23 protein-coding genes are annotated in these 25,759 nt (G+C 64.4%); 16 read left to right on the forward strand and 7 right to left on the reverse strand.

The genetic code is table 11. From position 1 onward, the window contains the following. Nucleotides 1-116 precede the first annotated feature (116 nt). Complete coding sequence (locus Q0030_RS17780; RefSeq protein WP_298369577.1) at nt 117-1,079, reverse strand: SMP-30/gluconolactonase/LRE family protein; 963 nt, start codon at nt 1,077-1,079, stop codon at nt 117-119. Nucleotides 1,080-1,204: 125 nt separating this feature from the next. Here Q0030_RS17780 and Q0030_RS17785 point away from each other — a divergent pair, with 125 nt between their 5' ends. After that, nucleotides 1,205-2,026: an NAD(P)-dependent oxidoreductase gene (locus Q0030_RS17785; RefSeq protein WP_298369579.1), complete on the forward strand. Its 822-nt coding sequence runs from the start codon at nt 1,205-1,207 to the stop codon at nt 2,024-2,026. On the opposite strand, the gene Q0030_RS17790 is transcribed toward Q0030_RS17785, so the two are convergent. Further along, nucleotides 2,027-2,596 (reverse strand): invasion associated locus B family protein, encoded by a 570-nt coding sequence (locus tag Q0030_RS17790; protein WP_298369581.1) that lies wholly within the window; start codon nt 2,594-2,596, stop codon nt 2,027-2,029. A 34-nt stretch (nt 2,597-2,630) separates the two neighbouring features. Beyond that, complete coding sequence (locus tag Q0030_RS17795; protein WP_298369583.1) at nt 2,631-3,323, reverse strand: GntR family transcriptional regulator; 693 nt, start codon at nt 3,321-3,323, stop codon at nt 2,631-2,633. A 172-nt stretch (nt 3,324-3,495) separates the two neighbouring features. Here Q0030_RS17795 and Q0030_RS17800 point away from each other — a divergent pair, with 172 nt between their 5' ends. The 4 genes from Q0030_RS17800 (at nt 3,496) to Q0030_RS17815 (ending at nt 8,304) form a co-directional block, all read left to right on the forward strand. Beyond that, entirely contained in the window at nt 3,496-5,199 is a 1,704-nt protein-coding gene (locus tag Q0030_RS17800; RefSeq protein ID WP_298369585.1) for an IlvD/Edd family dehydratase, read from the forward strand. Nucleotides 5,200-5,385: 186 nt separating this feature from the next. Continuing rightward, on the forward strand, nt 5,386-6,354 hold the full coding sequence (locus Q0030_RS17805) for a TRAP transporter substrate-binding protein (RefSeq protein ID WP_298370114.1): 969 nt from the start codon (nt 5,386-5,388) through the stop codon (nt 6,352-6,354). Nucleotides 6,355-6,382: 28 nt separating this feature from the next. Beyond that, nucleotides 6,383-6,967, forward strand: a complete 585-nt coding sequence (locus Q0030_RS17810; protein ID WP_298369587.1) for a TRAP transporter small permease — start codon at nt 6,383-6,385, stop codon at nt 6,965-6,967. Next, complete coding sequence (locus tag Q0030_RS17815; RefSeq protein ID WP_298369589.1) at nt 6,964-8,304, forward strand: TRAP transporter large permease; 1,341 nt, start codon at nt 6,964-6,966, stop codon at nt 8,302-8,304. The genes Q0030_RS17810 and Q0030_RS17815 overlap by 4 nt, the downstream gene beginning before the upstream one ends. Nucleotides 8,305-9,174: 870 nt before the next feature. Here the strand turns inward: Q0030_RS17815 and Q0030_RS17820 are convergent. After that, nucleotides 9,175-9,966 carry an enoyl-CoA hydratase-related protein gene (locus Q0030_RS17820; RefSeq protein ID WP_298369591.1) on the reverse strand — a complete coding sequence of 264 codons (792 nt, stop codon included), beginning with the start codon at nt 9,964-9,966 and terminating at the stop codon, nt 9,175-9,177. 258 nt (nt 9,967-10,224) lie between these two features. On the opposite strand from Q0030_RS17820, the gene Q0030_RS17825 reads away from it, so the two are divergent. Continuing rightward, nucleotides 10,225-11,448, forward strand: a complete 1,224-nt coding sequence (locus Q0030_RS17825; protein ID WP_298369595.1) for an FAD-dependent oxidoreductase — start codon at nt 10,225-10,227, stop codon at nt 11,446-11,448. 97 nt (nt 11,449-11,545) lie between these two features. On the opposite strand, the gene rbsK is transcribed toward Q0030_RS17825, so the two are convergent. Together rbsK and Q0030_RS17835 are read right to left on the reverse strand one after the other, a co-directional pair. Continuing rightward, nucleotides 11,546-12,481 (reverse strand): ribokinase, encoded by a 936-nt coding sequence (gene rbsK, locus Q0030_RS17830; RefSeq protein ID WP_298369597.1) that lies wholly within the window; start codon nt 12,479-12,481, stop codon nt 11,546-11,548. A gap of 21 nt (nt 12,482-12,502) precedes the next feature. Beyond that, nucleotides 12,503-13,396 carry a sugar kinase gene (locus Q0030_RS17835; protein WP_298369599.1) on the reverse strand — a complete coding sequence of 298 codons (894 nt, stop codon included), beginning with the start codon at nt 13,394-13,396 and terminating at the stop codon, nt 12,503-12,505. Nucleotides 13,397-13,618: 222 nt separating this feature from the next. Here Q0030_RS17835 and Q0030_RS17840 point away from each other — a divergent pair, with 222 nt between their 5' ends. The 10 genes from Q0030_RS17840 to Q0030_RS17885 all read left to right on the forward strand — a co-directional run bounded on the left by Q0030_RS17840 (nt 13,619) and on the right by Q0030_RS17885 (nt 24,466). Next, entirely contained in the window at nt 13,619-14,479 is an 861-nt protein-coding gene (locus Q0030_RS17840) for a VOC family protein (protein ID WP_298369601.1), read from the forward strand. Between the two features lie 376 nt (nt 14,480-14,855). Beyond that, nucleotides 14,856-15,512, forward strand: coding sequence for a TetR/AcrR family transcriptional regulator (locus Q0030_RS17845; protein ID WP_298369603.1), 657 nt, complete (start codon nt 14,856-14,858; stop codon nt 15,510-15,512). Nucleotides 15,513-15,775: 263 nt separating this feature from the next. Next, the gene (locus Q0030_RS17850) at nt 15,776-16,585 is read left to right on the forward strand and encodes an ABC transporter permease (protein WP_298369605.1); all 810 of its coding nucleotides are present in this window, start codon (nt 15,776-15,778) and stop codon (nt 16,583-16,585) included. A 137-nt stretch (nt 16,586-16,722) separates the two neighbouring features. Further along, the gene (locus tag Q0030_RS17855) at nt 16,723-17,718 is read left to right on the forward strand and encodes an ABC transporter substrate-binding protein (protein ID WP_298369607.1); all 996 of its coding nucleotides are present in this window, start codon (nt 16,723-16,725) and stop codon (nt 17,716-17,718) included. Nucleotides 17,719-17,721: 3 nt separating this feature from the next. Next, nucleotides 17,722-18,567 (forward strand): ABC transporter ATP-binding protein, encoded by an 846-nt coding sequence (locus tag Q0030_RS17860; protein WP_298369609.1) that lies wholly within the window; start codon nt 17,722-17,724, stop codon nt 18,565-18,567. 14 nt (nt 18,568-18,581) lie between these two features. Continuing rightward, entirely contained in the window at nt 18,582-19,988 is a 1,407-nt protein-coding gene (locus tag Q0030_RS17865) for a hypothetical protein (RefSeq protein ID WP_298369611.1), read from the forward strand. Beyond that, nucleotides 19,985-21,136 carry a Gfo/Idh/MocA family oxidoreductase gene (locus Q0030_RS17870; protein ID WP_298369613.1) on the forward strand — a complete coding sequence of 384 codons (1,152 nt, stop codon included), beginning with the start codon at nt 19,985-19,987 and terminating at the stop codon, nt 21,134-21,136. Before Q0030_RS17865 ends, Q0030_RS17870 begins: the two co-directional genes overlap by 4 nt. 14 nt (nt 21,137-21,150) lie before the next feature. Then, complete coding sequence (locus Q0030_RS17875) at nt 21,151-22,344, forward strand: dihydrodipicolinate synthase family protein (protein ID WP_298369616.1); 1,194 nt, start codon at nt 21,151-21,153, stop codon at nt 22,342-22,344. Then, a complete protein-coding gene (locus Q0030_RS17880) occupies nt 22,344-23,207 on the forward strand; it encodes a sugar phosphate isomerase/epimerase family protein (RefSeq protein WP_298369618.1) in 864 nt (287 codons plus the stop codon). The genes Q0030_RS17875 and Q0030_RS17880 overlap by 1 nt, the downstream gene beginning before the upstream one ends. 113 nt (nt 23,208-23,320) lie before the next feature. Next, nucleotides 23,321-24,466: an alpha-hydroxy acid oxidase gene (locus tag Q0030_RS17885; RefSeq protein WP_298369619.1), complete on the forward strand. Its 1,146-nt coding sequence runs from the start codon at nt 23,321-23,323 to the stop codon at nt 24,464-24,466. Nucleotides 24,467-24,498: 32 nt separating this feature from the next. On the opposite strand, the gene rocD is transcribed toward Q0030_RS17885, so the two are convergent. After that, a complete protein-coding gene (rocD, locus tag Q0030_RS17890) occupies nt 24,499-25,713 on the reverse strand; it encodes an ornithine--oxo-acid transaminase (RefSeq protein ID WP_298369621.1) in 1,215 nt (404 codons plus the stop codon). Nucleotides 25,714-25,759 lie beyond the last annotated feature (46 nt).

Here is a 25,759-nt window from a genome sequence, read left to right on the forward strand (position 1 = left end):
CTGGTCTACGAGAGACAGTTTTTGGGCGCGGGGGCTGCCAACTGCGCGGGCGTGGGAGTTTTGGGTGTTTTAACTTTTGATCGTCGTCCCGGCTTTCGCCGGGACGACGAAGAGGTCTAACCGCCGAGCGCGCCTTGGGTGTTGACGTAGAGTGCATAGATCGACTGGCTCGCCGCCATGAACAGGCGGTTGCGCTTCAGTCCGCCGAAGCAGAGGTTGGCGCAGCGCTCCGGCAGCGCGATGCGGCCGATCATGACGCCGTCGGGTGCGAACACGACGACGCCGTCGAGCTCGGGATCGCCCATGCCCCAGCCGCACCACAGATTGCCGTCGATGTCGCAGCGCATGCCGTCGGGCGTGCCGCGGCCGGCGTCGATGAACACGCGCTTGTTCGAGATCGTCCTGCCGTCGGCTGCGACGTCATAGGCGAGGATCTTGCGGTTCGGCTCGCCGCGCGATTCCACGACGTAGAGGGTCTTCTCGTCCGGCGAGAAGCACAGCCCGTTCGGGCCGAGCACGCCCTCGGCGACGATGCTGGCCTTGCCGGTCTCGGGATCGAGCCGGTAGACGTTGGGCTCGATCTCCGGATCGGCCTTGTAGCCCTCGTAATTGCCGAGCAGGCCGAAGATCGGATCGGTGAACCAGATCGCGCCGTCGGATTTCACCACGACGTCGTTCGGCGAATTCAGCCGCTTGCCGCCGAAGGAATCGATCAGCACCGTAATCGATCCGTCATACTCGGTACGCACCACGCGGCGGCCGCCATGCTCGCAGGTGACCAGCCGGCCCTGGCGGTCGCGGGTGTTGCCGTTGGCGAAGTTCGACGGCTTGCGGAAGATGCTGACCGCGCCGGTCTCTTCCTCCCATTTGAGGATGCGTTGGTTCGGGATGTCGCTGCACAACAGGTAGCGGCCGTCGCCGAACCACACCGGACCTTCGGCCCAGCGCAGGCCGGTCGCGATGCGCTCAATGGCAGAGAGCTTCAGCCAGTATTTCTCGAAGCGCGGATCGAGCGCGTGAATCGCGGGATCGGGATAACAGGTCGCGGGACGCCAGCCGGCGGAATGAACATCGGACATTTGCTGTTCTCGTTGTTGTGTTTCGATGGTGTTTCCTTGAGCGCATGGTTTGCTATCATTGTCGGCCTGCGACCGCAATTCGGCCCAATGATTCCCGTGGGCAAACAGGAAAGACGAGGGACGGCATGCCACGCATATTGATGACCGGCGCATCGGGTGGAATCGGAACGAGCCTGCGCAAGCTGCTGCCGCCGATCTATCCGGATCTCTTGCTGAGCGACATCAAGAAGCCCTCCGATCTCGGCAGCAATGAAAAGTTCAAGGCGGCCGATCTCGCCGACCTCGCAGAGGTCGAGGCGATCTGCGAGGGCGTCGACGGCATCCTGCATTTCGGCGGCTATTCGGTCGAGGGGGCCTGGGATGCGATCCTGCAGGCCAACATCATCGGCTGCTACAATCTGTTCGAGGCGGCGCGCAAGAAGGGCGTCAAGCGCGTGATCTTCGCCTCATCCAATCACGCGGTCGGCTTCTACCCGCGCCACCACCGTATCAGCACCGATGTCACCGCGCGGCCGGACAGCCGTTATGGGGTGAGCAAGGTGTTCGGCGAGGGTGTCGGCGCGCTCTATGCCGACAAGCACGGCATCAAGGTGACCTGCATCCGGATCGGCAATTTCGGTGCGGCGCCGCTCGATCACCGCAGGCTCTCGATCTGGCTCAAGCCCGAGGATCTGGTGCAGCTTTGCCGGATCGGGCTCGAACATCCTGACATTCATTTCGAGGTGCTGTACGGCGCGTCGTACAACGAGCGCTCGTGGTGGGACAATCATCGTGCCTATGATCTCGGCTATCGTCCGACCGGCCGCGGCGAAGACTTCCGCGAGCATGCGATGGCCGAGCAGGCCAAGCTGCCGCCCGATCCGGTCGGCGACTTTTACCAGGGCGGGGCGTTCTGCAGCATGGAGTTCGACGGCGACAGGACGAGGGTGATCGACTGGAAGAAGTGATCAGTCGTCACACTGCGGGAGCTGCTTCACGGCCTCCGTGTGCTGGCGCTGCGGCTCATTCGAGCCTTGTGCGGATGCCTTGGGTGCGCTTCCGGGCCCGTCATAGGTCTTTGAAAAATGCGCGAGCGGGAAGTTGAGGCTAATCTTCTGCCCGGTCAGGTTCTTCGCTTCCACCACGATCGTTTGCGCGTGCTTCAGCCGCTCGATCAGCTCGCCATTGGCCTCCAGCGTGCCGCCGCAGCCGAGCGTGTAGCAGTGCGTCCTGGCGACCTGCATCGGTTCGTCCTGATCGATGCGGAGGCTGATCGTGCCTTCCAGCATGGTCCGCGTTCCGACATTGGCGGTGAGCAGCGCGTGCGTGCTGGTCTGTGGCGAGATGCTGATGGTGCCGCCCGACGGCGCGCACTGGCCGCGGGCCGCCGCAGCGACGAAGCAACTCGCCTCGGTCAGGCAGGTCTTGGCCCATGGCTCATAGGTCAGCTCGGTCGCACGCGGATCGGCCGCGTCGGCAATTCCGCCAAGCGCAAGCTGCACGGCGATCGATCCCATCAACAAAGCCACGTAACGCATCGCCGTCTCCTTCACGAGGAGGCCGCGTATCGTGCTATTGCGGCTTTTTGTCGTTGGAGATGCGGACGAGATAGTCCGCCTTGCTGTACTGCATGTGATCGACGCAGAGCTGCGCCAGCGCCCAGCTGTCGCGGCCTTTCAAGAGCTCGATCATCAATTCGTGCTGGCGGCGCGACAAGGCGAGGCCCTCGCTGTCGGCGAGATTCTTGGCGCGCATCGGCAGCGTCAGGTTCATGTAGTCCTGCAGTGAGCGCACCAGATAGGGGTTGCCGCAGGCGGAGAACAGCGCGAGGTGGAACGCATCGTTGGTTTCGTGGATGCCGCGCATGTCCTGCGCGTCGGCCTTGACGCAGTAATGCCGTTGCAGCTCGCTCAATTGCTCGACCAGGCTGTCCGGCGCGGGCAGCGCGATCATCAGCGCGGCCTGGCGCGTCAGCATCTCGCGCACCTCGTAGATCTGCCGCACTTCCTCCGCCGAATAGAACCGCACCGTGGCGCCGACATTCTTCTCGCGCAGCACGATGCCCTGGCGTTCGAGCTGGAACAGCGCCTGGCGGACGAAATGCCGGCTCGCGCCGTAGCGCTGCATCAGGGTATCCTCGACCAGCCGCAAACCGGGCGCGAAGCGGCCGAAGATGATGTCCTCCTCCAGCCGGCGGATCACTTCCGCCTGTTCCTCCTCGCGCGAGGGGGTTTGGAGTTCGGGCAAGGTGGGCTCGGCTGTCATGCGCTCTCGGCTTCGGGTCGATGCCGGAGGTCAGCATGACGCCATGGCTATTGTCAATAATGGGGGCGATTTTGCCGCAGACCAGCCGCGCTCCTGCGCCAGATTATCTCATATTGACAATAATTCATGTCGCTCCTTAAGTGCGGCCGAACAACCACGGGAAGAGAAGAAAATGGCCGACGGACTTCGCAAGGGACTGACCAGCTATGGTGACGCCGGCTTCTCGCTGTTCCTGCGCAAGGCCTTCATCAAGGCGATGGGCTATTCGGATGACGCGCTCAATCGCCCGATCGTCGGCATCACCAACACCTACAGCGACTACAATCCCTGCCACGGCAACGTCCCGCAGATCATCGAAGCGGTGAAGCGCGGCGTGATGCTGTCGGGCGCGATGCCGTTCGTGTTCCCGACTATCTCGATCGCCGAGAGTTTTGCGCATCCGACCTCGATGTACCTGCGCAATCTGATGGCGATGGATACCGAGGAGATGATCCGCGCCCAGCCGATGGATGCGGTGATCGTGATCGGCGGCTGCGACAAGACCCTGCCGGCACAACTCATGGCCGCCATCAGCGCCGATCTGCCGACGGTGGTGATTCCGGTCGGCCCGATGGTGGTCGGCCATCACAAGGGCGAGGTGCTCGGCGCCTGCACCGACTGTCGCCGGCTGTGGGGCAAGTATCGCGCCGGCGAGATCGATGATGTCGAGATCGAGGCGGTGAACGGCCGCCTCGCGCCGTCGGTCGGCACCTGCATGGTGATGGGCACGGCTTCCACGATGGCCTGCATCACCGAGGCGCTCGGCCTGTCGCTGCCGATGAGCGCGACGATCCCGGCGCCGCATGCCGAACGCTTCCGCTCCGCGGAGGCCAGCGGCCGTGTCGCCGCCGAAATGGCGAAGACCAAGGGACCGAAGCCGAGCGAGATCCTGACGCCGTCGTCGTTCCGCAACGCCCAGGTCGTCCTGCAGGCGATCGGCGGCTCGACCAACGGGCTCATTCATCTGACCGCCATCGCGAACCGCTCGCCGCACAAGATCGACCTCGAGGCGTTCGACAAGCTCGGCCGCGAGGTGCCCGTTCTGGTCGATCTCAAGCCGTCGGGCGAACATTACATGGAGCATTTCCATCATGCCGGCGGCGTGCCGAAGCTGATGGCGCAGCTCGGCGACCTCATCGACCTCGATGCCAGGACCATGACTGGCCAGACGTTGCGTGAGGTCGTCGCCAACGCAGAGGATGTGCCGGGACAGGACGCGATCCGCTCCAAGGCCAACCCGATCAAGGCCGAAGGCGCGATGGCGATCCTGCACGGCAATCTCGCGCCGCGCGGTGCCGTCATCAAGCAGTCGGCGGCGAGCCCAAAGCTCCTGCAGCACACCGGGCGTGCCGTGGTGTTCGAGTCGGTCGAGGACATGACCCTGCGGGTCGACGACCCCGCGCTCGACGTGACCGCCGACGACGTGCTGGTGCTGCGCAACGCCGGCCCCAAGGGCGCCCCGGGCATGCCGGAGGCGGGCTACCTGCCGATCCCGAAGAAGCTCGCGCGCACCGGCGTCAAGGACATGGTCCGCATCTCCGATGCGCGGATGAGCGGCACGGCCTTCGGCACCATCGTGCTGCACATCACGCCGGAGTCCGCCGTCGGCGGTCCGCTCGGTCTGGTGCGCAACGGCGACATGATCCGGCTCGATGTTGCCAAGCGCAGCATCGATCTCCTCGTCGACGAGGCCGAATTGCAGAAGCGTCGCGCCGCGCTGGTCCCGGCCGGCACGCCTGATTGGGCCAGGCGCGGTTACGCGCATCTTTTCAACGAGACGATCCTGCAGGCAGACGAGGGCTGCGATTTCGACTTCATGCGCGCCAAGGGGAAGTAGCGCGCGTCGTTCGGCGAAACTGCCGAATTGTCGATAATTTCTGCGATGCGGTGCACGATAGCGCCCGCGCTCGTCTAATTCCCTCTGTTTTATTGACAATCCCGCGGGACTGATGGGATGATCGCGTCAATCAAAAACAGGGGGAACGTCGCGATGGGCTATTCAGCCAGGATCGTCGGGATCGCCATGGCCGTGGCAGCGTTGCTGCTGCCGGCGCGCGCCGGCGCGCAGGAGGCCAAGCACTTCCGCTTCGCCTATGACCAGCCGCGCAACACCGGCTATTCGGTCGCCGGCGATCTGTTCGCCGAGAAGCTCAAGGAATTGAGCAAGGGCACGATGATCGTCGACCAATATCCCGGTGCGCAGCTCGGCCAGGAGCCGCAGCTGCTGCAGCTGGTGAAATCAGGCGATATCGAGTTCGCGATCGTCTCCTCCGCCAACACGGCGACGATCTCGCCGCAGGCCGGCGTGATGTCGCTGCACTTCCTGTTCCGCAACGACGCCCATGTGATCAAGGCGCTGGCGGACTCGCAGGTGTTCGACGCCATCAGGACGATGATCGACGAGACCACGCAGGGCCTGCATGTGATCGGCACCGGCTCGCAGGGCGTGCGCCACATCTACAGCAAGAAGGAAATCCACAACGTCGGCGACCTCAAGGGCGTGAAGGTCCGGGTCCAGGCGACCGCGACCGAGGACACCATGTTCCCGGCCTATGGCGCACAGACGGTGCACATGCCGTTCGGCAGCGTCTACACCTCGCTGCAGACCGGCGTGGTCGACGCCGCCGAGAACAGCATCAACGTCTATCTCGTCAACAAGCACTACGAGGTCGCGCCGGTGCTGTCGATCACCGAGCACGAGGCCAACAACGCGCTGCTGTTCGTCTCCGACAAGCTCTGGCAGAGCCTCTCCGCCGAACAGAAGCAATGGGTGCAGGCCGCCGCCAACGAGGTCAGCGCCAAGGAGCCGCAGAAGGCCTTCGAGCTGGAGCGGAATGCGCTGACCAAGCTGAAGTCGTTCGGCGTCAAGGTGGTCGAGGACGTCGACAAGAAGAGTTTTACCGCGATCGCCGATCCCTATCTTGATAAGCTCGCCAAGGAGCTCGGCCCGCACGCAGAGAAGATCAAGAACCTGATCCGCGCGATTAACTAGACGCCCGGGTCGACGCGGAGCGCGAGCCATGGCCATCGCCGACAGGCTGGTGCTGCAACGCCAGCGGCACCTGAAATGGCGGGCGCTGGATCGGCTCGAGCTGATCCTGATGATGCTGTGCGGCCTGTTGTGCTTCGGCTTCTCGCTGTCGGTCACCGCCGACATCGTCACCCGCACCATCGGTCATCCCTGGCTGTGGCTGCAGGAGGTGACCTCGACGCTGTTCATCTACGCAATCTTCATTGGCGCCGCGGTCGCGACCAGGCGCAACGATCATCTCTATCTCACCGCGCTCTCGGAGGCGATGCACGGCAGGTCGCGGCTGGTCGTCGAGATCGTCATCCGCCTGGTGGTGCTGGGCGTCGCGTTTTGCCTGGTCTGGTACGGCTATCAAAACTATCTTCGTGGCTTCGGCAGTTTCCGGCTGCCGTCCGGCACGCCGATCGCGTCGCTTTATGCGGTGATTCCGCTGTCTGGCATCTTGATAGGCTTGTTCACGGTCGAGCAGCTCGTCAATGGAATCCGCAACGGCTTTGAGCATCCGGAGCCGCCGGACGAGGATCTTGCGATTCCTGCGATCAATACCAGTGCCACCACGGGAGTGCAGCCGTGAGCGCACCGGTCGTGCTGGTGCTGATGTCGTCCTGCTTCCTGTTCTTTGGCTATCTCGGCGTGCCCGTGCCGTTCTCGCTGATGGCAGGCGTGTTCATCGGCGCGGCGCTGTCGGATGTGTCGCTCGCCGCGATCATCCAGAAGATCTTTGACGGCGTCGATTCCGAGGCGCTGCTGGCGATCCCGTTCTTCCTGCTGGTCGGCGAGCTCATGGGCTCGGCGAATGTCGTGGTCCGCATTGCCAACCTGTCGGTCTCGCTGGTCGGGCACATCAGGGGCGGGCTGTCGCAGGTCGTCGTCGTGTTCAGCATGTTCTTCTCGGAAATGTCGGGCTCGACCACCGCCGATGTCGCTGTCATGAGCCGGGCGCTCGGCGGGCCGATGCGGCGGGAGGGCTACGAGCCGGCCTTCATCGCCGCGATCATCGCCTCGGCCTCGACCATCGCGGCGTTGGTGCCGCCGAGCATTACCGCCGTGGTCTACGGCGCGGTCGGCAATGTCTCGATCGCCGGCCTGTTCATGGCGGGTGTGGTGCCCGGGCTGATGATCGGTTTCGGGCTGATGATCTATTGCTATTTCTTCGGGCCGTCAGGCCTGCGCAAGCCGCGCACGCCGCTGCGCCAGATCGCGTTCGCCGCCGGCGATGCCGCGCTGCCGCTGATGATCCCGGTGATCCTGCTCGGCGGCATCCTGACCGGCTGGTTCACCCCGACCGAGGCCGGCGTGGTCGCGGTCGCCTACATCATTATCGTCGTGATCCCCGCGCTGAACCGCGGGCACCTGAAGAAGATTCCGTATGACTTCTGCCTGGCCGGTCTGATCTTCTCGCTGCCGCTGATCACGATCGGCGCGGCGAACGCGTTCGGCTGGATGCTGGCCTATCTGCGCGGCGCCATCTACATCGCCGACTGGATCACCTCGATCGCCGGCAACGACCCGCATCTCATCATGCTGTTGATGGTGCTGCTGTTCACCGTGGTCGGTGACTTCATCGAGCCGGTGCCGACCATCATCATCTTCATGCCGCTGGTGAACGCGCTGACCCAGGCCGGCGACATCAACGGCGTGCACATGGGCGTCGTGCTGATCGCGACACTGGCCTTCGGCCTGATCACGCCGCCCTATGGGCTGGTGCTGCTGATGGCCTCGAAATTCGTCGGCATCAGCTTTGCAAAAGCGCTGCGGGCGGCGCTGCCGATCTACGTCGTGTTCCTGGTCACGATCTGCTTCACGATCTATTTTCCGAAGGTCGTGCTATGGCTGCCCAAGCAGGTGATCCCGGAATCGGTCGGCTGCTTCAAGGCGCCCGGCGGCACCGGATACATCTGCCCGAATTAGGCGTGTGCTCATCAGTCCACTACGCATGCGACAAGCGATGACCGCTCCACCCCTGAAAGCGGACATCATGGCGTCGAAGGGCGAGAGCGGCTCTGGGCCAACATGAGAAATAGTCCGCCGCGCGGTTGGATTAACGAGATATCTTTGTACCAACCGCCGGTCTGGACCAATTCGTCGTCACCTCATTCAATTCCGCATCGGTTCTCGAAAGAAAGGGTCGCGACTGATGGCGTTTACATTGCAGCGGCACCGTTTATTTGCAAACTTCCACGTTTGACGTGAGGCCGGAATTCCCAGTTCGGACCGCTTCAAGGTGACAGCCCGGTTTGACTGGCCGACACCCTCCCGACGAACTACATATCATTTGCCCTGTCGGCTGAGGTTTCGATTTCGCCTCTGCATTCGGCTTTGCACTCTGGGCATAGGCGCTTTCAACCAACCCACCCAATGCCGTTGATAGTAAAACTGCAACCAACGTAGCGCGCACACTAAAATTCGACATGCCCCGCCCTCTTTTGCTCATATGGATCAAAATATTAATTTCTCGCGCGCACCCCGGCTAATGCTGTGAGGCGCTTGCCAATACACAAATCGTAACACTGCTTGTCACTCAGTGTCACTAGCGTCAAAGTCCGCTGCGGGCCAAAAAGCGCCACTCGACTTCCTCGCAAGGTGCATGGAGCAGCAGCGGAGACTTTGCATGCGGCACGAAAATGCTGAGCCCGACAGCCTCAGGCACGCTTAAACCTTCAAACGAAGACCAGCTCTGGTCGATGGTCGCCCTTGGGCCGCAAGCGCGCATCCCGCCTTCCCGATCCTGGTCCGAAGGCGGACAGTCTGCATACACGCCTTGGGAAGGCCGTCGCGCGCCTACTTCGACTTGCTGGTGAACTTCTTCACCGCGACGCGGAAATCCTCGGTATGCATCGACGTGATGATCTTGTGTTCCTCGGCGTCGAGCTGCTGCTTGGTCGGTGTGGTGGCGGCCTGATAGACCAGTGACTTGGTCCCCGCGATCGCGGCGGGCGGATTTTTCGCCAGGCGCTCGGCGAGCTGTCGGGTGGCCGCCTTCAGCTCGGCCGCGGGGACGGTCTTGACGACCAGTCCCCATTCATAGGCCTGCTGCGCGCTGAAGCCATCCTCGGCAAGGAAGATCTGCAGCGCGCGACGGGTCCCGACGGTACCGACGATGCCGACCGTGCTGCCGCCATCGGGCGACACGCCAATCTTGGCATAGGCGGGCGTGAAGCGGGCATCCTCCGCGGCGATACACAGGTCGGTCACGAAGGCGAGGCCCATGCCGGCGCCGGCCGCCGATCCGTGCACGCTGGACAGCACGATCTTCGGCATCCGCCGAACCGTCTCGATGAAGGCGTGGTAGTGGTGCAGCATCTCGCCTACCACGGGCGCGACGTTGTTGGCTTCGGTCGCAGCACCGATGGTTTGCAGGTCGCCGCCAGCGCAGAAGGCGCGGCCTTCGCCCTCGATGACCAGCACGCGGACGTTCTTGTTAGCTTCGACCTCGATGCCGAGCTGCTCGAGCTTCTTGGCGATCGTCATGTCGATCGCATTGAACGCGGCCGGCCGGTTCAGCGTGATGGTCGCGATGGCGCCGTCGATGCGGAGCAAAGCGGGGTCGTTGGCGGAGGCGGGTGCTGGCATTTTGAAGACCTTGGGCTTGTTATTTCCGGCCATTTAAGGCCTTGGCGGGAGCCGTGGCAATCCGCCAGGGGCCAGGAGGCGGCTTGCGGGTGCCCAGATTTGCCGGAGACCCCCTTGCATCAGCGCGAGCCATGAGGCCAAATGGCGCGCGCCTTCGGTACGCAGACACGAGCGCTGTGGTGACGGGGCACGCAAGCTAACATCGACAAGAGGAAACGGCATGGGTCACTCCTGCTCGCGCGTATTTGGGTTGTTCCGATGACAGGCTCGGTCATCATCGTCGGCGCCGGACATGCCGGCTTCCAGCTCGCAGCGTCGCTGCGCCAGGCCGGTTTCGCCGAGCGCATCGCCCTACTCAATGACGAAGGCCATTTGCCGTACCAGCGGCCGCCTTTGTCGAAGGCCTATCTGAAGGGGACTGGCGGGCCCGAGACCCTGATGTTCCGGCCCGACAAGTTCTACCAGGACAATAAGATCGAGCTGATCACCGATCACGCCCATGCGGTCGACCGCAATGCGCGGAAGGTGACGCTCGCCTCCGGCACCTCGCTCGACTACGGCCATCTGGTGTTCGCGACCGGCGCGCGGAACCGGCTGCTCGATATTCCCAACGCAAAGCTCGACGCCGTCCGCTACCTGCGCATCCTCGACGAGAGCCAGGCGCTGCGCGATCTGATCGCACCCGGCATGCGCGTCGTCGTGATCGGCGCGGGCTTCATCGGGCTCGAATTCGCGGCCACCGCGCGGGCCAAGGGCCTCGAGGTCGACGTGGTCGAGCTCGCCTCGCGCGTGATGGCGCGCGCGGTGACCGCGGAGATCTCCGAGTTCTCGCAGTCGCGGCACGGCGCGGCCGGCATCCGGATCCACCTGGGAGTCCAGGTCACGGCGATCGAGGCCGATGGCGCCAAGGTCACCGGTGTCAGCCTGAGCAACGGCACCCATATCCCGGCCGATCTCGTCGTGGTCGGCGTCGGCGTGCTGCCGAATGTCGAGCTTGCGGCGGAGGCCGGGCTGCCGGTCGCATCCGGCATCATCGTCGACGAGCATCTTTCGACCGCTGATCCGAATATCTCCGCGATCGGCGATTGCGCGCTCTACACCAGCAAGCGCTTCGGCGGGTCGCTGCGGCTGGAGTCGGTGCAGAACGCGACCGACCATGCGCGCTGCGTGGCGGCACGGCTGACCGGCAAGACCGAGGTCTATGATGGCCTGCCGTGGTTCTGGAGCGACCAGGGCCCCGACAAGCTGCAGATGGCGGGTCTCACCACCGGCTATGACCGCGTCGTGGTGCGCGGCGACCGCGCGCAGGGGGCATTCTCGGCGTTCTGTTATCGCGGTGAAAGGCTGCTCGGCATCGAGTCGGTCAATCGCGCCGGCGATCACATGTTCGGTCGCCGGCTGCTCGGCGCGGGTGGTTCGATCACACCGGAGCAGGCGGCGGACACGGGGTTCGATTTGAAGAGTGCGCTGGCGCAAATGTAAGCGTCGTCCCGGCGAAGGCCGGGACCCATACTCCGCGGCCGTCATTGGTGTAGATGAACGCAGTCACTGTGCGCGTGCCTGTTTCCACGGCCGGTGGTTATGGGTCCCGGCCTTCGCCGGGACGACTCGGGGAGAGAATAGCGGCCACCTCATCCGCCGTCGGCATCGACGGCGCGGCCCCCATCCGCTGCACGCAAATCGAGGCGGCAATGTTGGCGTAGGCCAGCGCGTCACCGAGCTGCTTGCCGATGGCGAGCTGCGAGGCGAGGGCGCCGACGAAGCAATCGCCGGCGCCTGTGGTGTCGACAGCCTTGACCTCGCGTCCCGGCACGAGCAGCGGTTGGTCCTCGGCCAGCGCGAGCACGCCGCGCTTGCCGAGTGTGACGCAGACGGTCTTGCCGCGCCCCAGGGTCCGTGCCGCCTCGGCGAAGCGCGAGGGGTCATCGCTGTCGCGCAGCTCCGCTCCCGTCATCAGGCCAAGCTCGGTCTCATTGAGGATCAGGACATCGACGAGATCGAGCAGCGCCTTGTCGGCCTGTTTCGCCGGCGCCGGATTGAGGATCGTGGTGGCGCCGGCGGCGCGGGCGCGGCTGAAGAATGCGGCGATCGTCGGCAGCGGGATCTCGAACTGGCTGACCGCGACGTCACCCTTCGCAAGCTCGGGTGCTGCGACATCATCGGCATCGACCAGCCCGTTGGCGCCCGGCACGACGACGATCGTGTTGTCGGCATTGGCGAGCGTGATGATCGCCGTGCCCGAATGCGTGCCGCCGGTGTCCTTGACGAAGCTGAGATCGACGCCTTGCGCGGCAAGGAAGGTTCGCAGCTCTTTGCCGAACGCATCGGTGCCGAGCCGGCCGACCAGCGTGGTCGGCACGCCCTGCTTGGCCGATGCCACCGCCTGGTTGGCGCCCTTGCCGCCGGGAAAATACAGCACGGCCTCGCCGGCGACGGTCTCGCCGATCCGTGGATGGCGCTCGGCGGTCGCCACCACGTCCATATTGATGCTGCCGGCGACGAAGACGCGCCCCATGCCCAATCCCACTCCTTCCTGTCAGACCGCGGCGCCGAACTCCTGCTTGACCGCCGCGATGTCGGCGAGCGTCGGCAGGCCGGCTTCGTTGCCGAGCTTCTGGATCTTGAAGGTCGACGCGGCGCGCGCGAACTCGAAATGCTCATGCCAGGTTTTGCCGGGACTGGCGAGATAGGAATAGATGTAGGCGCCGTGGAAGACGTCGCCGGCGCCGTTGGTGTCGATCACGCGCTTGCGCGAAATCGGGAGCGCCGGCAGCGTTTGCACCGTGCCCGCCTCGTCATACCAGAGCAGGCCGCGCTCACCCATGGTGATGCCGCCGACCCGGCAGCCGCGGCTCTTGAGATAGTCGAGCATCTGCTCCGGCGTCTTGTCCATCTGCTCGCACAGCCGTTCGGCGACGATGGCGACGTCGATGAATGCGAGCAGCTCGTGGGTGTTGGTGCGCAGGCCACCGCCGTCGAGCGAGGTCAGGATACCGTCCTCACGGCACAGCTTCGCATAATGGATCGCGGCATCCGGCTGGTGGCCGTCGATGTGCAGCGCGCGGCAACCCTTGATGTTCAGCAGCGGAAAGGGATGGATGTGCTGGTCGTCGCGGCAGCGGACGATGGCGCGCTTGCCGTCGTTGGGCATGATGAAGGACAGCGAGGAGGAGTTCACCTTGCGGGGATGGAACGAGATGCCGTACCTGTCGGCCATGTCCCAGAACATCCGTCCCAGCCAGTCATTGGCCATGGTGGCGATCAGGTCCGGCTCGACGCCGAGCTTGGCGCAGCAGAACGCCGCGGTCACCGCGTTGCCGCCGAACGATACTGCATAGGCGTCCGCAACGTGCTTTTCGTCGCCGACAGGCATGTGATCCGTGATGAAGGTGACGTCGATATAGGTCTGTCCAATGAAGAGAGCCTGCATTCGCTTCCCGTGATCGCTTGGTGTGGTCCCGGCCGACGATCAGCCTAGCACCGCTGATCGGCCGATATCGCTGAAATTATTCGCAACCCTGCTTGGTTTACAGGTAGAGATGATGGATGTGCCGGGCCGTTCTGGTATGCGGCATAACGGCCGGTGGCAGGCCGCGGTTCCGGGATTCGTAAGGAGAAGCACAATGACGGCAGATTCGAGGAGGCCAAAGCCATGATTACCGGTCTCGATCATGTCGTCGTCCTGACCGGCGACATTGCCGCCGCCAGCGCCGCCTACGAGACGCTGTTCGCGCGGGCGCCGGCCTGGCGCAACAGCGGGGACGGCGCCGACCGCGTGCTGTTCACGCTCGACAACACGACGCTGGAATTGATGGCGCCGCATGGCGATGACGATGCCGCCCAGCGCGTCCGCAGCGCGCTCGTCACGCAAGGCGAGGGGCTTGCGAGCCTCTGCTTCCGCACCAGCGATATCGCGAGGACGCACCGCAGGCTCGATCGGCTGACGCTGAAGCCCGAGCCCGTCGCCGAGGTCGAGAGCCGCGATGAGATCAGCGGCGCCACGCTGTCGTGGAAGCGGACGCGCGCGGCGAGCGATGCGACACGGGGTGTGCGCATGTTCTTCCTGGAGCGAGACCAGGAGCGACCGCTATCGGTGCGCACCACGCCGGCATCGATCACCGCGATGGACCATGTGGTGGTCTCGACCGCCGACCCGGAGCGAGCGGCCGCACTCTATGGCGCGCGGCTCGGGCTCGACATGGCGCTCGACCGGTCGCATCCCGAGTGGGGCCGGCTGATGTTCTTCCGCTGCGGTGACCTCGTGGTCGAGGTCACGCACCGGCCAGCCAAGGAAAGCAGCAAGGCGGAGACGGATGCGCCGGACCGGCTGCGCGGCATCTGCTGGCGCGTCGCCGACATTGATGCCACCCGCGCGCGGCTGGTTGCCGCCGGTGTCGACGTCTCGGAGATTCGCACCGGCCGCAAGCCCGGCACGCGCGTGATGACGGTGCGCAACGGCACATGCGGCGTGCCGACACTTCTGGTGCAGCCCTCACAGGGAAAGCCAGACTAGGCCGCGCTCCATCCGCGCGTCGTCCCGACAGCGTGCACCCCGGGGCAAATGAGTCTTATTCGTCGTTCCGGGGCTCGCGAAGCGAGAGCCCGGAATCCATTCGTCACCGGTACATGCGGGTCGATGGATTCCGGGTTCGTGCGGAGCCCGTCATCGGGCGCGTATTCGCGCGACCCGGTGGCACGCCCTCAGGTGCGCAATTGCGCACCGGGGAATGACGAAAGCCGCAGCTGCGAGAAATATTCCCGCATGGCCGCCACGACAACATTCGTTCTCAAACGTCGCGCGTCATGCTACATTCATCAATTCAGCATCACGGGCGATCGATTTGGCGAAGGCAAAGCGGATACAGAGATGGCAGCGCGACCCCCAGGGGATGCGGCTGCGGATTCTCGAGGCGGCCAAGCAGGAATTCGCCGCCCATGGCCTCGCCGGCGCGCGGGTCGACCGCATTGCGGCCAATGCCGATGCCAACAAGCGCATGCTGTACTACCATGTCGGCAACAAGGAGGATCTCTATCTCGAGGTGCTGGAAGGCGCCTACGAGAAGATCCGCGCCGAGGAGCGCACGCTCGATCTCGAGCATCTCGACCCGCCCGAGGCGATCGGGCGCCTGATCGACTTCACCTGGAACTACTTCCTCCGCAACCCCGAATTCCTGGCGTTGCTGAACACGGAAAACCTCGCCAAGGCAAAGCACCTGAAGCGCTCGACCAAGGTCAAGTCGATGCACTCGCCCTTTGTCGAGATGATCCGCACCGTGGTGACGCGCGGGGTCGAGAGCGGCGACTTCCGCGACGCGGTCGATCCGGTGCAGCTCTATATTTCGATCGCCGGGCTGGCGTTCTTCTATCTCTCCAACAGCGCCACGCTGAGCGTGATCTTCGGTCGCGACCTGCTCAAGAAGGACGCCCGCGACGAGCGGCTCGAGCACATGACCGCGCTGGTGCTGGCGGCGCTGACCGGCAAGTCCACCGCAGCGTTTGGCAGCGCGATGCCGCCGCTGCGCGCCGCGGAACACCGGGTGGTGTGAAGGCGCGCAACTCGTTCGCGCTCATTTTGCCCAGCATCTCGGCCCGTAGCCCGGATGAAGCGAAGCGCAATCCGGGGAGCTGCATCCGCGGATAATGCGGTCCCGGATTTCGCTGCGCTTCATCCGGGCTACGGACCATCAAAAATCTCGCCTGACGAAAGTCGCGTGCCTAGGCGCGATTTTGCCGCTTGCGAGGGGCTGGACAGTATTTATCCAACGGGTTAATTTCTGCACGAACAACAGAGACTGCAAGGGAGCGTGGCGTGGCGGAGGCAAAGAGCCCTTCGGGCGTATCGAAGGTGCTGAATGCGGCGTGGGTGCGTCCGTTCCTGTTCCTGGTGGTCATCGTGGCGGCCTGGGATCTCGCGATCCGCCTGTTCCACATCCCGGCCTATCAGATCCCGTCGCCCGGCGACGTCGTCGCGGTGCTGTGGAGCGACTGGCCGGAGTTGCTGCGGCAGTCCTGGCCGACCACTTATGCGACGATCTGCGGCTTCCTGCTCTCGGCGCTGTTCGGCATTCCCACAGCGATGCTGATCGCGGGCTCGAGGACGGTCGAGAGCTACGTCTATCCGCTGCTGGTGTTCTCCCAATCAGTGCCGAAGATCGCGATCGCGCCGCTGTTCGTGGTGTGGTTCGGCTTCGGCATCATCCCGAAGGTGATTTCCGCATTCCTGCTCGGCTTCTTCCCCGTCGTGGTCTCGGCCGTGCAGGGCTTCAAGTCGGTCGATCCCGACATGGTTGACCTCGCGCGCGCGATGCAGGGCAGCCGCTTCAAGGTGTTCTGCGCGGTCAACCTGCCGCACGCGATGCCCGCGATCTTCTCCGGCCTGAAGGTCTCTGTGACGCTTGCCGTGGTCGGTGCGGTGGTCGGCGAATTCGTCGGCTCCAATTCCGGCATCGGCTACGTGATGCAGCGCTCGATCGGCACCTTCGACCTGCCGACGATGTTCGCGGCGCTGGTGATCCTGGCGCTGCTCGGCGTCATCCTGTTCTGGATCGTCGACCGCATCGAGCGGCTGGTGATCCCCTGGCACGTCAGCCAGCGCGACGACATCATCTTCGCTTCCTAGGATTTGTGCACAGAAACAACAGCAAGCGTCATTGCGAGGAGCGATAGCGACGAAGCAATCCATTTCTCCACTTGCTGCACGATGGATTGCTTCGCTTCGCTCGCAATGACGAAAAAGAACAACGGGAGGATTATCTGATGCGATTGCTCACTGCTGTGATTGCCGCACTGGCCTGGACCGCGCTTGCGGTCGCGCCGGCGTCCGCGGCCGACAAGGTCGTGCTGATGCTGAACTGGTACGTCTATGGCGAGCACGCGCCGTTCTATTACGGCAAGGCCAAGGGCATCTATGCCGCTGAGGGCATCGACCTCGAGATCCAGGAAGGCCGTGGCTCGGCCGCGACCACGCAGGCGGTGGCGGCCAAGACCGCCGATTTCGGCTATGTCGACGTGCCCACGATGATGCGCGCGGCGGTGAAGGGGGCGCCGGTGATCGCCACCGGTGTGCTGCTGCAGACCAGCCCGATGTCGGCGATGGGCCTGGTCGACAAGAACATCAGGAAGCCGGAGGACATCAAGGGCAAGACGGTCGCGATCACGCCGGCGGATTCGATGACGCAGATCTGGCCGCTGTTCCTGAAGAAGACCGGCCTCAAGGAAAGCGACTTCAATACCGTCGCCGGCGACGGCCAGACCAAGCTCAATGCCGTCATAAACGGCCAGGCCGATCTGCTGCTCGGCTACGTCATGGACCAGTCGATGAAGATCAAGGACGCCACCGGCAAGGACGTCTATCCGATCAAGTTCGCCGACTATGGCATCAACATGGTGTCGTCGGGCATCATCGCCAACTCCGACTATGTGAAGGCCAATGCCGACCTGGTCCGCCGCTTCATGTCGGCGACCACCAAGGCGGTGGAAGCCGCGGAGAAGGAGCCGAAGGCGGCCGCGCAGTCGATCCTCGACGCCAACCCGAAGGGCGGCAAGATCGATACGCTGACGCAGGGTTTTGAGCTGACGATCCCGCTCTATCGCACGCCGGAGACCAAGGCCAAGCGGCCATTCCAGGTCACCGACCAGAACATGACCGAGTCGGTCAATCTGATGGTCGAATATGGCGGCCTCGACGCCAAAGCGAAGGCCAATCCGAAGGCGTTCTACACCAACGACTATCTGCCGAAGGGTGACTCGTAAGCCATGAAATCGGCAATCAAGAGCGCTGCCGAGCAGCCCGCCGCGCATCTGCGTCTGATCTCGGACCGCGCGGCCGGCGCTGCGCCGGGCATCAAGCTGTCGGGCGTATCGAAGACCTACCGGTCGCGCGACGGCGACGTGCCGTCGCTGCGGCCGCTCGACTTCACCATCAATGATGGCGAGTTCTTTGTCGTGGTCGGGCCCTCCGGCTGCGGCAAGTCCACGCTGCTGAAGATGATCTCGGGCCTGCTGCCGCCGACGACGGGCGAGGTGCTGGTCGACGGCGAGCCGGTGACCAAGCCGCACGGCAATGTCGGCATCGTGTTCCAGAACGCGCTGCTGCTGCCGTGGCGCAACATCCTCTCCAACGTGATGCTGCCGATCGACATGAAGCAGCTGCCGCGGGACAAATATCTCGCCCGCGCCAAGGCGCTGCTGAAGCTGGTTGGGCTCGAGGGTTTCGAGAAGAAGCTGCCCTGGCAGCTGTCCGGCGGCATGCAGCAGCGCGCCTCGATCTGCCGCGCGCTGGTGCATGATCCCAAGATCATGCTGATGGACGAGCCGTTCGGCGCGCTCGATGCCATGACGCGTGAGCGGATGAATGTCGAGCTGATGCGGATCCAGCGCGAGACCGGCAAGACGGTTCTGTTGATCACGCACTCGATCCCGGAAGCCGTATTCCTCGCCGACCGCGTTCTCGTGATGACCGAGCGGCCCGGCGCGATCGCCGCGATCTACGACGTGCCGATGCCGCGGCCGCGCTCGCTCGAGACGATGTCCGATCCCGTCTTCACCGAGCTGGTGCAGCGGATTCGGAAGCATTTCTTCACGCAGGGATCGCTGGACTAACACCCGGGCCTCCAATGTCGCTTCGCCTCAAAGTCAACGATATCGCCTTCTTCGAGCGGCCGCTGGCATTCACCCGGCCGTTCCGCTTTGGCGCGGTGACGATCACCGCGTCGACGCAGCTGTTCGTGCGGGTCGAGATCGAGGTGGAGGGCAAGGGCCGCGCGACCGGCGCCAGCGCCGAAATGCTGGCGCCGAAATGGTTCGACAAGCGGCCGCATTTGACGGAGGTACAGTCGCTCGACGGCCTTCGCCGCTCGCTCGCGATTGCGCGCGAGCTCTATCTGGCGAACCGGGATTTTGAGACCGCGTTCGGCCTGCACGCTTCATGTATCGGTCCGCAGGTCGCGGCCTGCGCTGCAGAGGATATTCCACCGCTCGCCGCCAGCTTTGGCCCGGCCGAGATCGACAAGGCGATCCTCGATGGATTGCTGCGCGTGGTGGGTGTCAACTTCTTCGATGGCATGACCGGTAATATCGCTGATATCGACGCGCGGCTAACGCCGGATATCGATGACGCGGCCATCGCGCAGTTCCTGTCGACGCGCAAGCGGATCGACCGTGTGGCCGTCAGGCATACGGTCGGGATGGACGACACGGTTGAAGGAGAGGGCGGCGTCGCCGACGCAGGCGAGAATGCCGGTGCGCGCTATTTCAAGCTCAAGCTGAACGGCGATCCCGCCCATGACGCGGCGCGGCTGGCACAGATAGGCCGCGAGCTTGCAAGGCTGCCTTACGCTACCAAGGTCACGCTCGACGCCAACGAGCAGTATGCCGACCTTGCCGCACTGAACGCACTGGTCGATCGGCTCGACCACGACGCGGCGCTGCGGCCGATCGCGGCAAACCTGCTCTACATCGAGCAACCGATGCCGCGCGACATCACAAAGGCTTCGCCGCTCGGGGCACTGGCCGCGCGCAGCTTCATCATCGACGAGGCCGACGATAGCTACGATGCGTTCCCGCAGGCGCGGACGCTCGGCTATCGCGGCATTTCTTCGAAGTCGTGCAAGGGCATCTACAAATCGGTCATCAATGCCACGCGCGCGGCGGCGTGGAGTGCGGATGGCGATCGGTACTTCATCAGCGGCGAGGACCTGACCTGTCAGGCCGGGCTCGGCGTGCAGCAGGATCTCGCGCTCGGGGCGCTGATCGGCGTCACCCATGCCGAACGCAACGGCCACCATTACGTCGACGGCTTTGCCGACACCCCAGCCGATGAGGCCGACGCCTTTCTCGCCGCGCATCCCGATCTCTACACGCGCGCCGGCGGCAAGGTCCGCCTTGCGATCCATGACGGCGATCTGCTGACGGGATCGATCGCCGCCGCACCGGGCTTTGCCAGTTCGATCCATCCGGACTGGTCCACCATGCAGCCGCTGAAGCGGCCCACACCACGCGTTTCGCAGGAGCAGACAGTATGACGACCAAGCGCCTCGGCCTGATCATGAACGGCATTACGGGCCGGATGGGTCTCAACCAGCATCTGATCCGCTCGATCGTTGCGATCCGCGAGCAGGGCGGCGTGCAGCTCGCGAACGGCGACCGCATCATGCCCGATCCGATCCTGGTCGGCCGCGACGCGGAGAAGGTCGCTAGCCTGGCCAAGCGCTACGGCATCGAGCGCCACACCACCGATCTCGATCGCGCGCTGGCCGACAAGAATGACACCGTGTTCTTCGATGCCGCGACAACGCAGGCGCGGCCCTCGCTGCTGACCAAGGCGATCAATGCCGGCAAGCATGTCTATTGCGAGAAGCCGATCGCGACCAATCTCGAGGAAGCCGTTGCGGTCGTGAAGCTCGCCAATGCCAAGGGCCTCAAGCACGGCACGGTGCAGGACAAGCTGTTTCTGCCGGGCCTGAAGAAGCTCGCCTTCCTGCGCGACTCCGGCTTCTTCGGCCGCATGCTCTCGGTGCGCGGCGAATTCGGCTACTGGGTGTTCGAGGGCGGCTGGCAGGAGGCGCAGCGGCCGTCCTGGAACTACCGCGCCGAGGACGGCGGCGGCATCATTTTGGATATGGTCTGCCACTGGCGTTACGTGCTCGACAATCTGTTCGGCGAAGTCGAAAGCGTGGTCTGCATCGGGACGACCGATATCCCCGAGCGCTATGACGAAAAGGGCAAGCAGTACCAGGCGACCGCCGACGATTCCGCCTACGCCACCTTCAAGCTGAAGGGCGGCGTGATCGCACACATCAACATGAGCTGGGTGACGCGGGTCTACCGCGACGATCTCGTTACCTTCCAGGTCGACGGCACCCATGGCTCGGCGGTGGCGGGCCTGACCGACTGTGTGATCCAGGCACGCCAGGCGACACCGCGGCCGGTGTGGAATCCGGACGAGAAGCGGCTGCACGACTTCTATGCCGACTGGCAAAAGCTCCCCGAGAACGTCCTCTACGACAACGGCTTCAAGGAGCAGTGGGAGATGTTCATCCGCCACGTCTGCGAGGACGCGCCCTACAAATACACCTTGCTCGAAGGCGCCAAGGGCGTGCAGCTCGCCGAATGCGCGCTGAAGAGCTGGAAGGAGCGGCGCTGGATCGACGTCGCGCCGATATCAGTCTGAGAGAGGACTTTGTCATGAACAAGCCGATCTTGCCGATGTCATCGTTGTCGCTGAAGCTGCCGACGGCTGGCTGCGGCCTCGAGACCTATCGCCTGGCGGCGTCGCGGACTTTTCCGGCGAAACTTGAGGGCACGCTGAACCGCGTCGCGTTCTCGGCCGCCCATGTGGTGGCGGATCCGCGCGCCGACGTCGATCCGTGGCTGACGGCCGCGATCGACTGGGACAAGACGATCGCGTTCCGCGAGCACGTCTGGGACCTCGGCCTTGGCGTGGCCGAGGCGATGGACACCGCGCAGCGCGGCATGGGCCTCGACTGGGCGACCTCGCTCGAACTGATCCAGCGCTCGGTGAAGGCGGCGAAGGCCAGGGGCAACGCGCTGGTGTTCTCGGGCGCCGGCACCGATCATCTTGCGGCGGAAGACGCGAAGTCGATCGATGACGTGATCCGCGCCTATGAGGAGCAGATCGCGGCTGTGGAGAAGGCCGGCGGGCGGATCATCCTGATGGCCTCGCGCGCGCTGGCAAAGCTCGGCAGGAATGCGGACGATTACGCGAAGGTCTATGACTCCGTGTTGTCGCAGGTCCGTGAGCCCGTGATCATCCACTGGCTCGGCGACATGTTCGATCCGGCTCTGTCAGGCTACTGGGGCACGGCCGATCTCGACAAGGCGATGGACATTGCGGTTGCGATCATCAACGCCAACGCCGTCAAGGTCGATGGCGTCAAGGTCTCGCTGCTCGACAAGCAGCGCGAGATCGACATGCGGCGCCGGCTCGATCCGCGCGTGAAAATGTACACCGGCGACGACTTCAACTATGCGGAACTGATCGCCGGCGACGACAAGGGCTTCTCCCACGCGCTGCTCGGCATCTTCGACGCGATTGCCCCCGCCGCGTCCTACGCGCTGTCGCGGCTGGCCGCCGGCGACGAGGTCGGCTTCCATGACGTGCTGGGACCAACCGTGCCGCTGTCGCGCCACATCTTCAAGGCGCCCACCCGCTTCTACAAGACCGGCATCGTGTTTATGGCTTATCTCAATGGCCACCAGGATCACTTCACGATGGTCGGCGGGCAGGAGAGCGCGCGCTCGACCCTGCATCTGGCCGAACTGTTCCGGTTCGCCGACCAAGCGGGGCTGCTCGCCAATCCGGAGCTAGCTACGCGCCGAATGGCGGCGATCATGGCCACGCGAGGCGTCGACGGCTGATGCGTGATTTTTCCAACGACCACCGCTGGCTGTCGCTGAACACCGCCACCGTCCGCAAGCAGGGCGATCTCCTCGCCATCATCGAGGCCTGCGCGCGTCACGGCATCCGCGCCATCGATCCCTGGCGCGACCAGGTCGCTAGCGTCGGCCTCGACCGCGCCGTGCGTGCGGTGAAAGATGCCGGGCTCGATCTCTCGGGCTATTGCCGCGGCGGCATGTTCACGGCTGACAGCGCGCATCGCAGCGAGGCGCGCGACGACAATCGCCGCGCGGTCGACGAGGCGGCGGCGCTCGGCGCGTCCTGCATCGTGCTCGTCGCCGGCGGCCTGCCGCAATATTCGCGGCCGGGCAGCGCGGCGTCCAAGGACATCGCGGCGGCTCGGTCGCAGGTGCATGACGGCATCGCCGAGATGCTGGACTATGCAAGACAGGCCAAATTGCCACTCGCGATCGAGCCGCTGCATCCGGCCTATGCCGCCGACCGTGCCTGCGTGAACACCACAAAACATGCGCTCGACATCTGCGACGCGCTCGATCCCGGCCGCACCGGCGCGATCGGCGTCGCGCTCGACGTCTATCACATCTGGTGGGATCCCGAACTCGAGAGCCAGATTGCGCGCGCCGGCAAGGACCGGCTGCTCGCGTTCCACGTCTGCGACTGGCTGGTGCCGACCAGGGATATCCTCAATGATCGCGGCATGATGGGCGACGGCGTCATCGACATCAAATCGGTGCGCGCGATGGTCGAGGCGCAGGGCTTTGCCGGTTATTCGGAGATCGAGATCTTCTCGAATGACTGGTGGAGCCGGCCGTTGGACGAGGTGTTGCGGACTTGCATCGAACGGCATCGGACGGTGGTCTGACCCAACGACCGGTTCGGTGGACAAGGCGAAGCGTGCCCGTTATTCCGAATGCTGTGGGTGTGAACGGCACTTGGGGCCGTTGATCTCCGCGGTCCGGACCTTCGGAGCACGACATGCGTTTGAGCGATTGCCACAATTTCCATGACTTCCGCGAGCTGGCGAAGCGACGGCTTCCGGGGCCGATCTTCGACTATATCGACGGCGGGGCGGACGATGAGGCGACGCTTCGGCAGAACACCGCGAGCTTCGAGCGTTGCGATCTGGTGCCCAATGTCCTGCGCGGCGTGGAGAACGTGGATCTCTCGGTCACCGTGATGGGCCAGAAGCTGGCGACGCCGTTCTATTGTTCGCCGACCGCGCTGCAGCGCCTGTTTCACCATCAGGGCGAACGGGCCGTCGCCGCCGCCGCGGCGAAATACGGGACGATGTTCGGCGTGTCCTCGCTCGGGACCGTGAGCCTTGAGGAATTGCGCAAGGCCTACGCTACGCCGCAGGTCTATCAGTTCTATTTCCACCGGGATCGCGGCCTGAACACAGCGATGATGCAGCGCGCCAAGCAGGCTGGCGTCAACGTGATGATGTTGACTGTCGACAGCATCACCGGCGGCAACCGCGAGCGCGACCTGCGGACCGGGTTTTCTATTCCGTTCAGGCTTACCCTCGGCGGCATGCTGCAATTCGCCATCAAGCCTGCGTGGGCCATCAACTACGTCACCCATGAGAGCTTCAAGCTGCCCCAACTCGACGAGCATGTCGATATGAGCGGCGGCGCGATGTCGATCGGGCGCTATTTCACGGAGATGCTCGATCCCGCCATGACATGGGACGACGTCGCGCAAATGGTCCGGCAGTGGAATGGCCAGTTTTGCCTGAAGGGCGTCATGTCGGTCGATGATGCCAAGCGTGCGGTTGAGATCGGCTGCACCGGCATCATCCTGTCCAATCATGGCGGCCGGCAGCTCGACGGCTCGCGGGCGGCGTTCGATCAGCTGGCCGAGATCGTCGATGCCGTGGGCGACCGGATCGATGTGATGATGGACGGCGGCATCAAGCGCGGCAGCCATGTCCTGAAGGCGCTGTCGCTGGGCGCCAAGGCCGTCGGCCTCGGACGCTTCTATCTCTATCCGCTGGCGTCGGCTGGCCAGGCCGGAGTCGAGCGGGCGCTTGGTCTGCTGCAGGCGGAGCTAGTCCGGGACATGCGGCTGATGGGGTGCTCCTCGATCAGCCAGCTCTCCCGCGCAAACTTGCGGTTCAGATAGCCGCGCGGCCGACCAGCTGAACTATCCCGCCGTCACGAAAGGTCCTGTGTCAGCGCGGTGCCGATCTGTTCCAGCGCCCAATCGACCTGATCGGGCGTAATCACCAGCGGCGGGGCGATCCGGATGGTGTGGTCGTGGGTGTCCTTGGCAAGGATGCCTTTCTCCCGCAGCAGCTCGCAATAGCGGCGGGCGGGACCGGCCTCGGGGTGAAGCTCGACCGCGAGCATCAGCCCGCGTCCACGGACCTCGCGAACGGTGTTGGCGCGAATGCTGCGCAAGCCGCCGAGCAAGCGTGCGCCTTCGATGGCCGCGTTCTCGATCATGCCTTCGTCGACCAGCGCGCGCAGCGCCGCGCGTGCCACCGCGCAGGCGAGCGGATTGCCGCCGAAGGTGGAGCCGTGCTGACCAGGCTTTAGCGTGCCGAGGACCTCGTTGTTGGAAAGCACCGCCGAGACCGGATAGAAGCCGCCGGACAGCGCCTTGCCGAGCAGCGTCACGTCGGCCTCGATGCCCTCGTGCTGCTCCGCCAGCAGCTTGCCGGTGCGGCCGAGCCCGGTCTGGATCTCGTCGAGGACCAGCATGATGTTGTTACGGGTGCAGAGCGCGCGGACTTCAGCGAAATAGCCTGCAGGTGGAATGATGACCCCGGCCTCGCCCTGGATCGGCTCGACCAGGAAGGCAACGGTGTTGGGCGTGATCGCGTCCTGCAGCGCCCTGGCGTCGCCGAACGGAATGATCCTGAAGCCTGGCGCGAACGGCCCGAAATGCGCCCTTGTGTCCGGGTCGGTGCTGAAGCCGACGATCGCTAGCGTGCGCCCGTGGAAATTGTCGGCGCAGACGATGATCTCGGCCTCGCCGTCCGGCACGCCCTTGACCTCGTAGCCCCATTTGCGCACCGACTTGATTGCGCTCTCCACCGCCTCCGCGCCGCTGTTCATCGGCAGCACCTTGTGCGAGCCGGTCAGCTCGGCGAGTTCCTCGTAGAACGGGGCGAGCTGATCGTTGTGGAAGGCCCGCGAGGTCAGCGTCAGCCGGCCGGCCTGCTCCACCATGGCGGCGAGGATTTTTGGATGGCAATGGCCCTGATTGACCGCGGAATAGGCGGACAGGCAATCGAGGTAGCGATTGCCATCGGTATCCCAAACCCAGACGCCTTCGCCGCGTGACAGCACCACGCCAAGCGGCGCGTAGTTCTGGGCGCCAAACTGCGCTTCCCTTGCAATGAAATCGGTGACTGGCGGACGCATGTCTCGTCACTCCAGCTGCGCGGCGGCACCAACGGTGCCTTCCTGC

The sequence above is a fragment of the uncultured Bradyrhizobium sp. genome, assembly GCF_947648125.1.
Classification (GTDB): domain Bacteria; phylum Pseudomonadota; class Alphaproteobacteria; order Rhizobiales; family Xanthobacteraceae; genus Bradyrhizobium.

Coding starts and splice junctions, on each gene's coding strand:
- Q0030_RS17790 (WP_298369581.1), bottom strand. CDS start 2,596: ATGCGTTACGTGGCTTTGTTGATGGGATCGATCGCCGTGCAGCTTGCG.
- Q0030_RS17865 (WP_298369611.1), top strand. CDS start 18,582: ATGTCGCTTCGCCTCAAAGTCAACGATATCGCCTTCTTCGAGCGGCCG.
- Q0030_RS17840 (WP_298369601.1), top strand. CDS start 13,619: ATGATTACCGGTCTCGATCATGTCGTCGTCCTGACCGGCGACATTGCC.
- Q0030_RS17805 (WP_298370114.1), top strand. CDS start 5,386: ATGGCCGTGGCAGCGTTGCTGCTGCCGGCGCGCGCCGGCGCGCAGGAG.
- Q0030_RS17780 (WP_298369577.1), bottom strand. CDS start 1,079: ATGTCCGATGTTCATTCCGCCGGCTGGCGTCCCGCGACCTGTTATCCC.
- Q0030_RS17785 (WP_298369579.1), top strand. CDS start 1,205: ATGCCACGCATATTGATGACCGGCGCATCGGGTGGAATCGGAACGAGC.
- Q0030_RS17835 (WP_298369599.1), bottom strand. CDS start 13,396: ATGCAGGCTCTCTTCATTGGACAGACCTATATCGACGTCACCTTCATC.
- Q0030_RS17845 (WP_298369603.1), top strand. CDS start 14,856: ATGCGGCTGCGGATTCTCGAGGCGGCCAAGCAGGAATTCGCCGCCCAT.
- Q0030_RS17880 (WP_298369618.1), top strand. CDS start 22,344: ATGCGTGATTTTTCCAACGACCACCGCTGGCTGTCGCTGAACACCGCC.
- Q0030_RS17885 (WP_298369619.1), top strand. CDS start 23,321: ATGCGTTTGAGCGATTGCCACAATTTCCATGACTTCCGCGAGCTGGCG.
- Q0030_RS17870 (WP_298369613.1), top strand. CDS start 19,985: ATGACGACCAAGCGCCTCGGCCTGATCATGAACGGCATTACGGGCCGG.
- Q0030_RS17825 (WP_298369595.1), top strand. CDS start 10,225: ATGACAGGCTCGGTCATCATCGTCGGCGCCGGACATGCCGGCTTCCAG.
- Q0030_RS17795 (WP_298369583.1), bottom strand. CDS start 3,323: ATGACAGCCGAGCCCACCTTGCCCGAACTCCAAACCCCCTCGCGCGAG.
- Q0030_RS17855 (WP_298369607.1), top strand. CDS start 16,723: ATGCGATTGCTCACTGCTGTGATTGCCGCACTGGCCTGGACCGCGCTT.
- rbsK (WP_298369597.1), bottom strand. CDS start 12,481: ATGGGGCGCGTCTTCGTCGCCGGCAGCATCAATATGGACGTGGTGGCG.
- Q0030_RS17810 (WP_298369587.1), top strand. CDS start 6,383: ATGGCCATCGCCGACAGGCTGGTGCTGCAACGCCAGCGGCACCTGAAA.
- Q0030_RS17800 (WP_298369585.1), top strand. CDS start 3,496: ATGGCCGACGGACTTCGCAAGGGACTGACCAGCTATGGTGACGCCGGC.
- Q0030_RS17875 (WP_298369616.1), top strand. CDS start 21,151: ATGAACAAGCCGATCTTGCCGATGTCATCGTTGTCGCTGAAGCTGCCG.
- Q0030_RS17860 (WP_298369609.1), top strand. CDS start 17,722: ATGAAATCGGCAATCAAGAGCGCTGCCGAGCAGCCCGCCGCGCATCTG.
- rocD (WP_298369621.1), bottom strand. CDS start 25,713: ATGCGTCCGCCAGTCACCGATTTCATTGCAAGGGAAGCGCAGTTTGGC.
- Q0030_RS17820 (WP_298369591.1), bottom strand. CDS start 9,966: ATGCCAGCACCCGCCTCCGCCAACGACCCCGCTTTGCTCCGCATCGAC.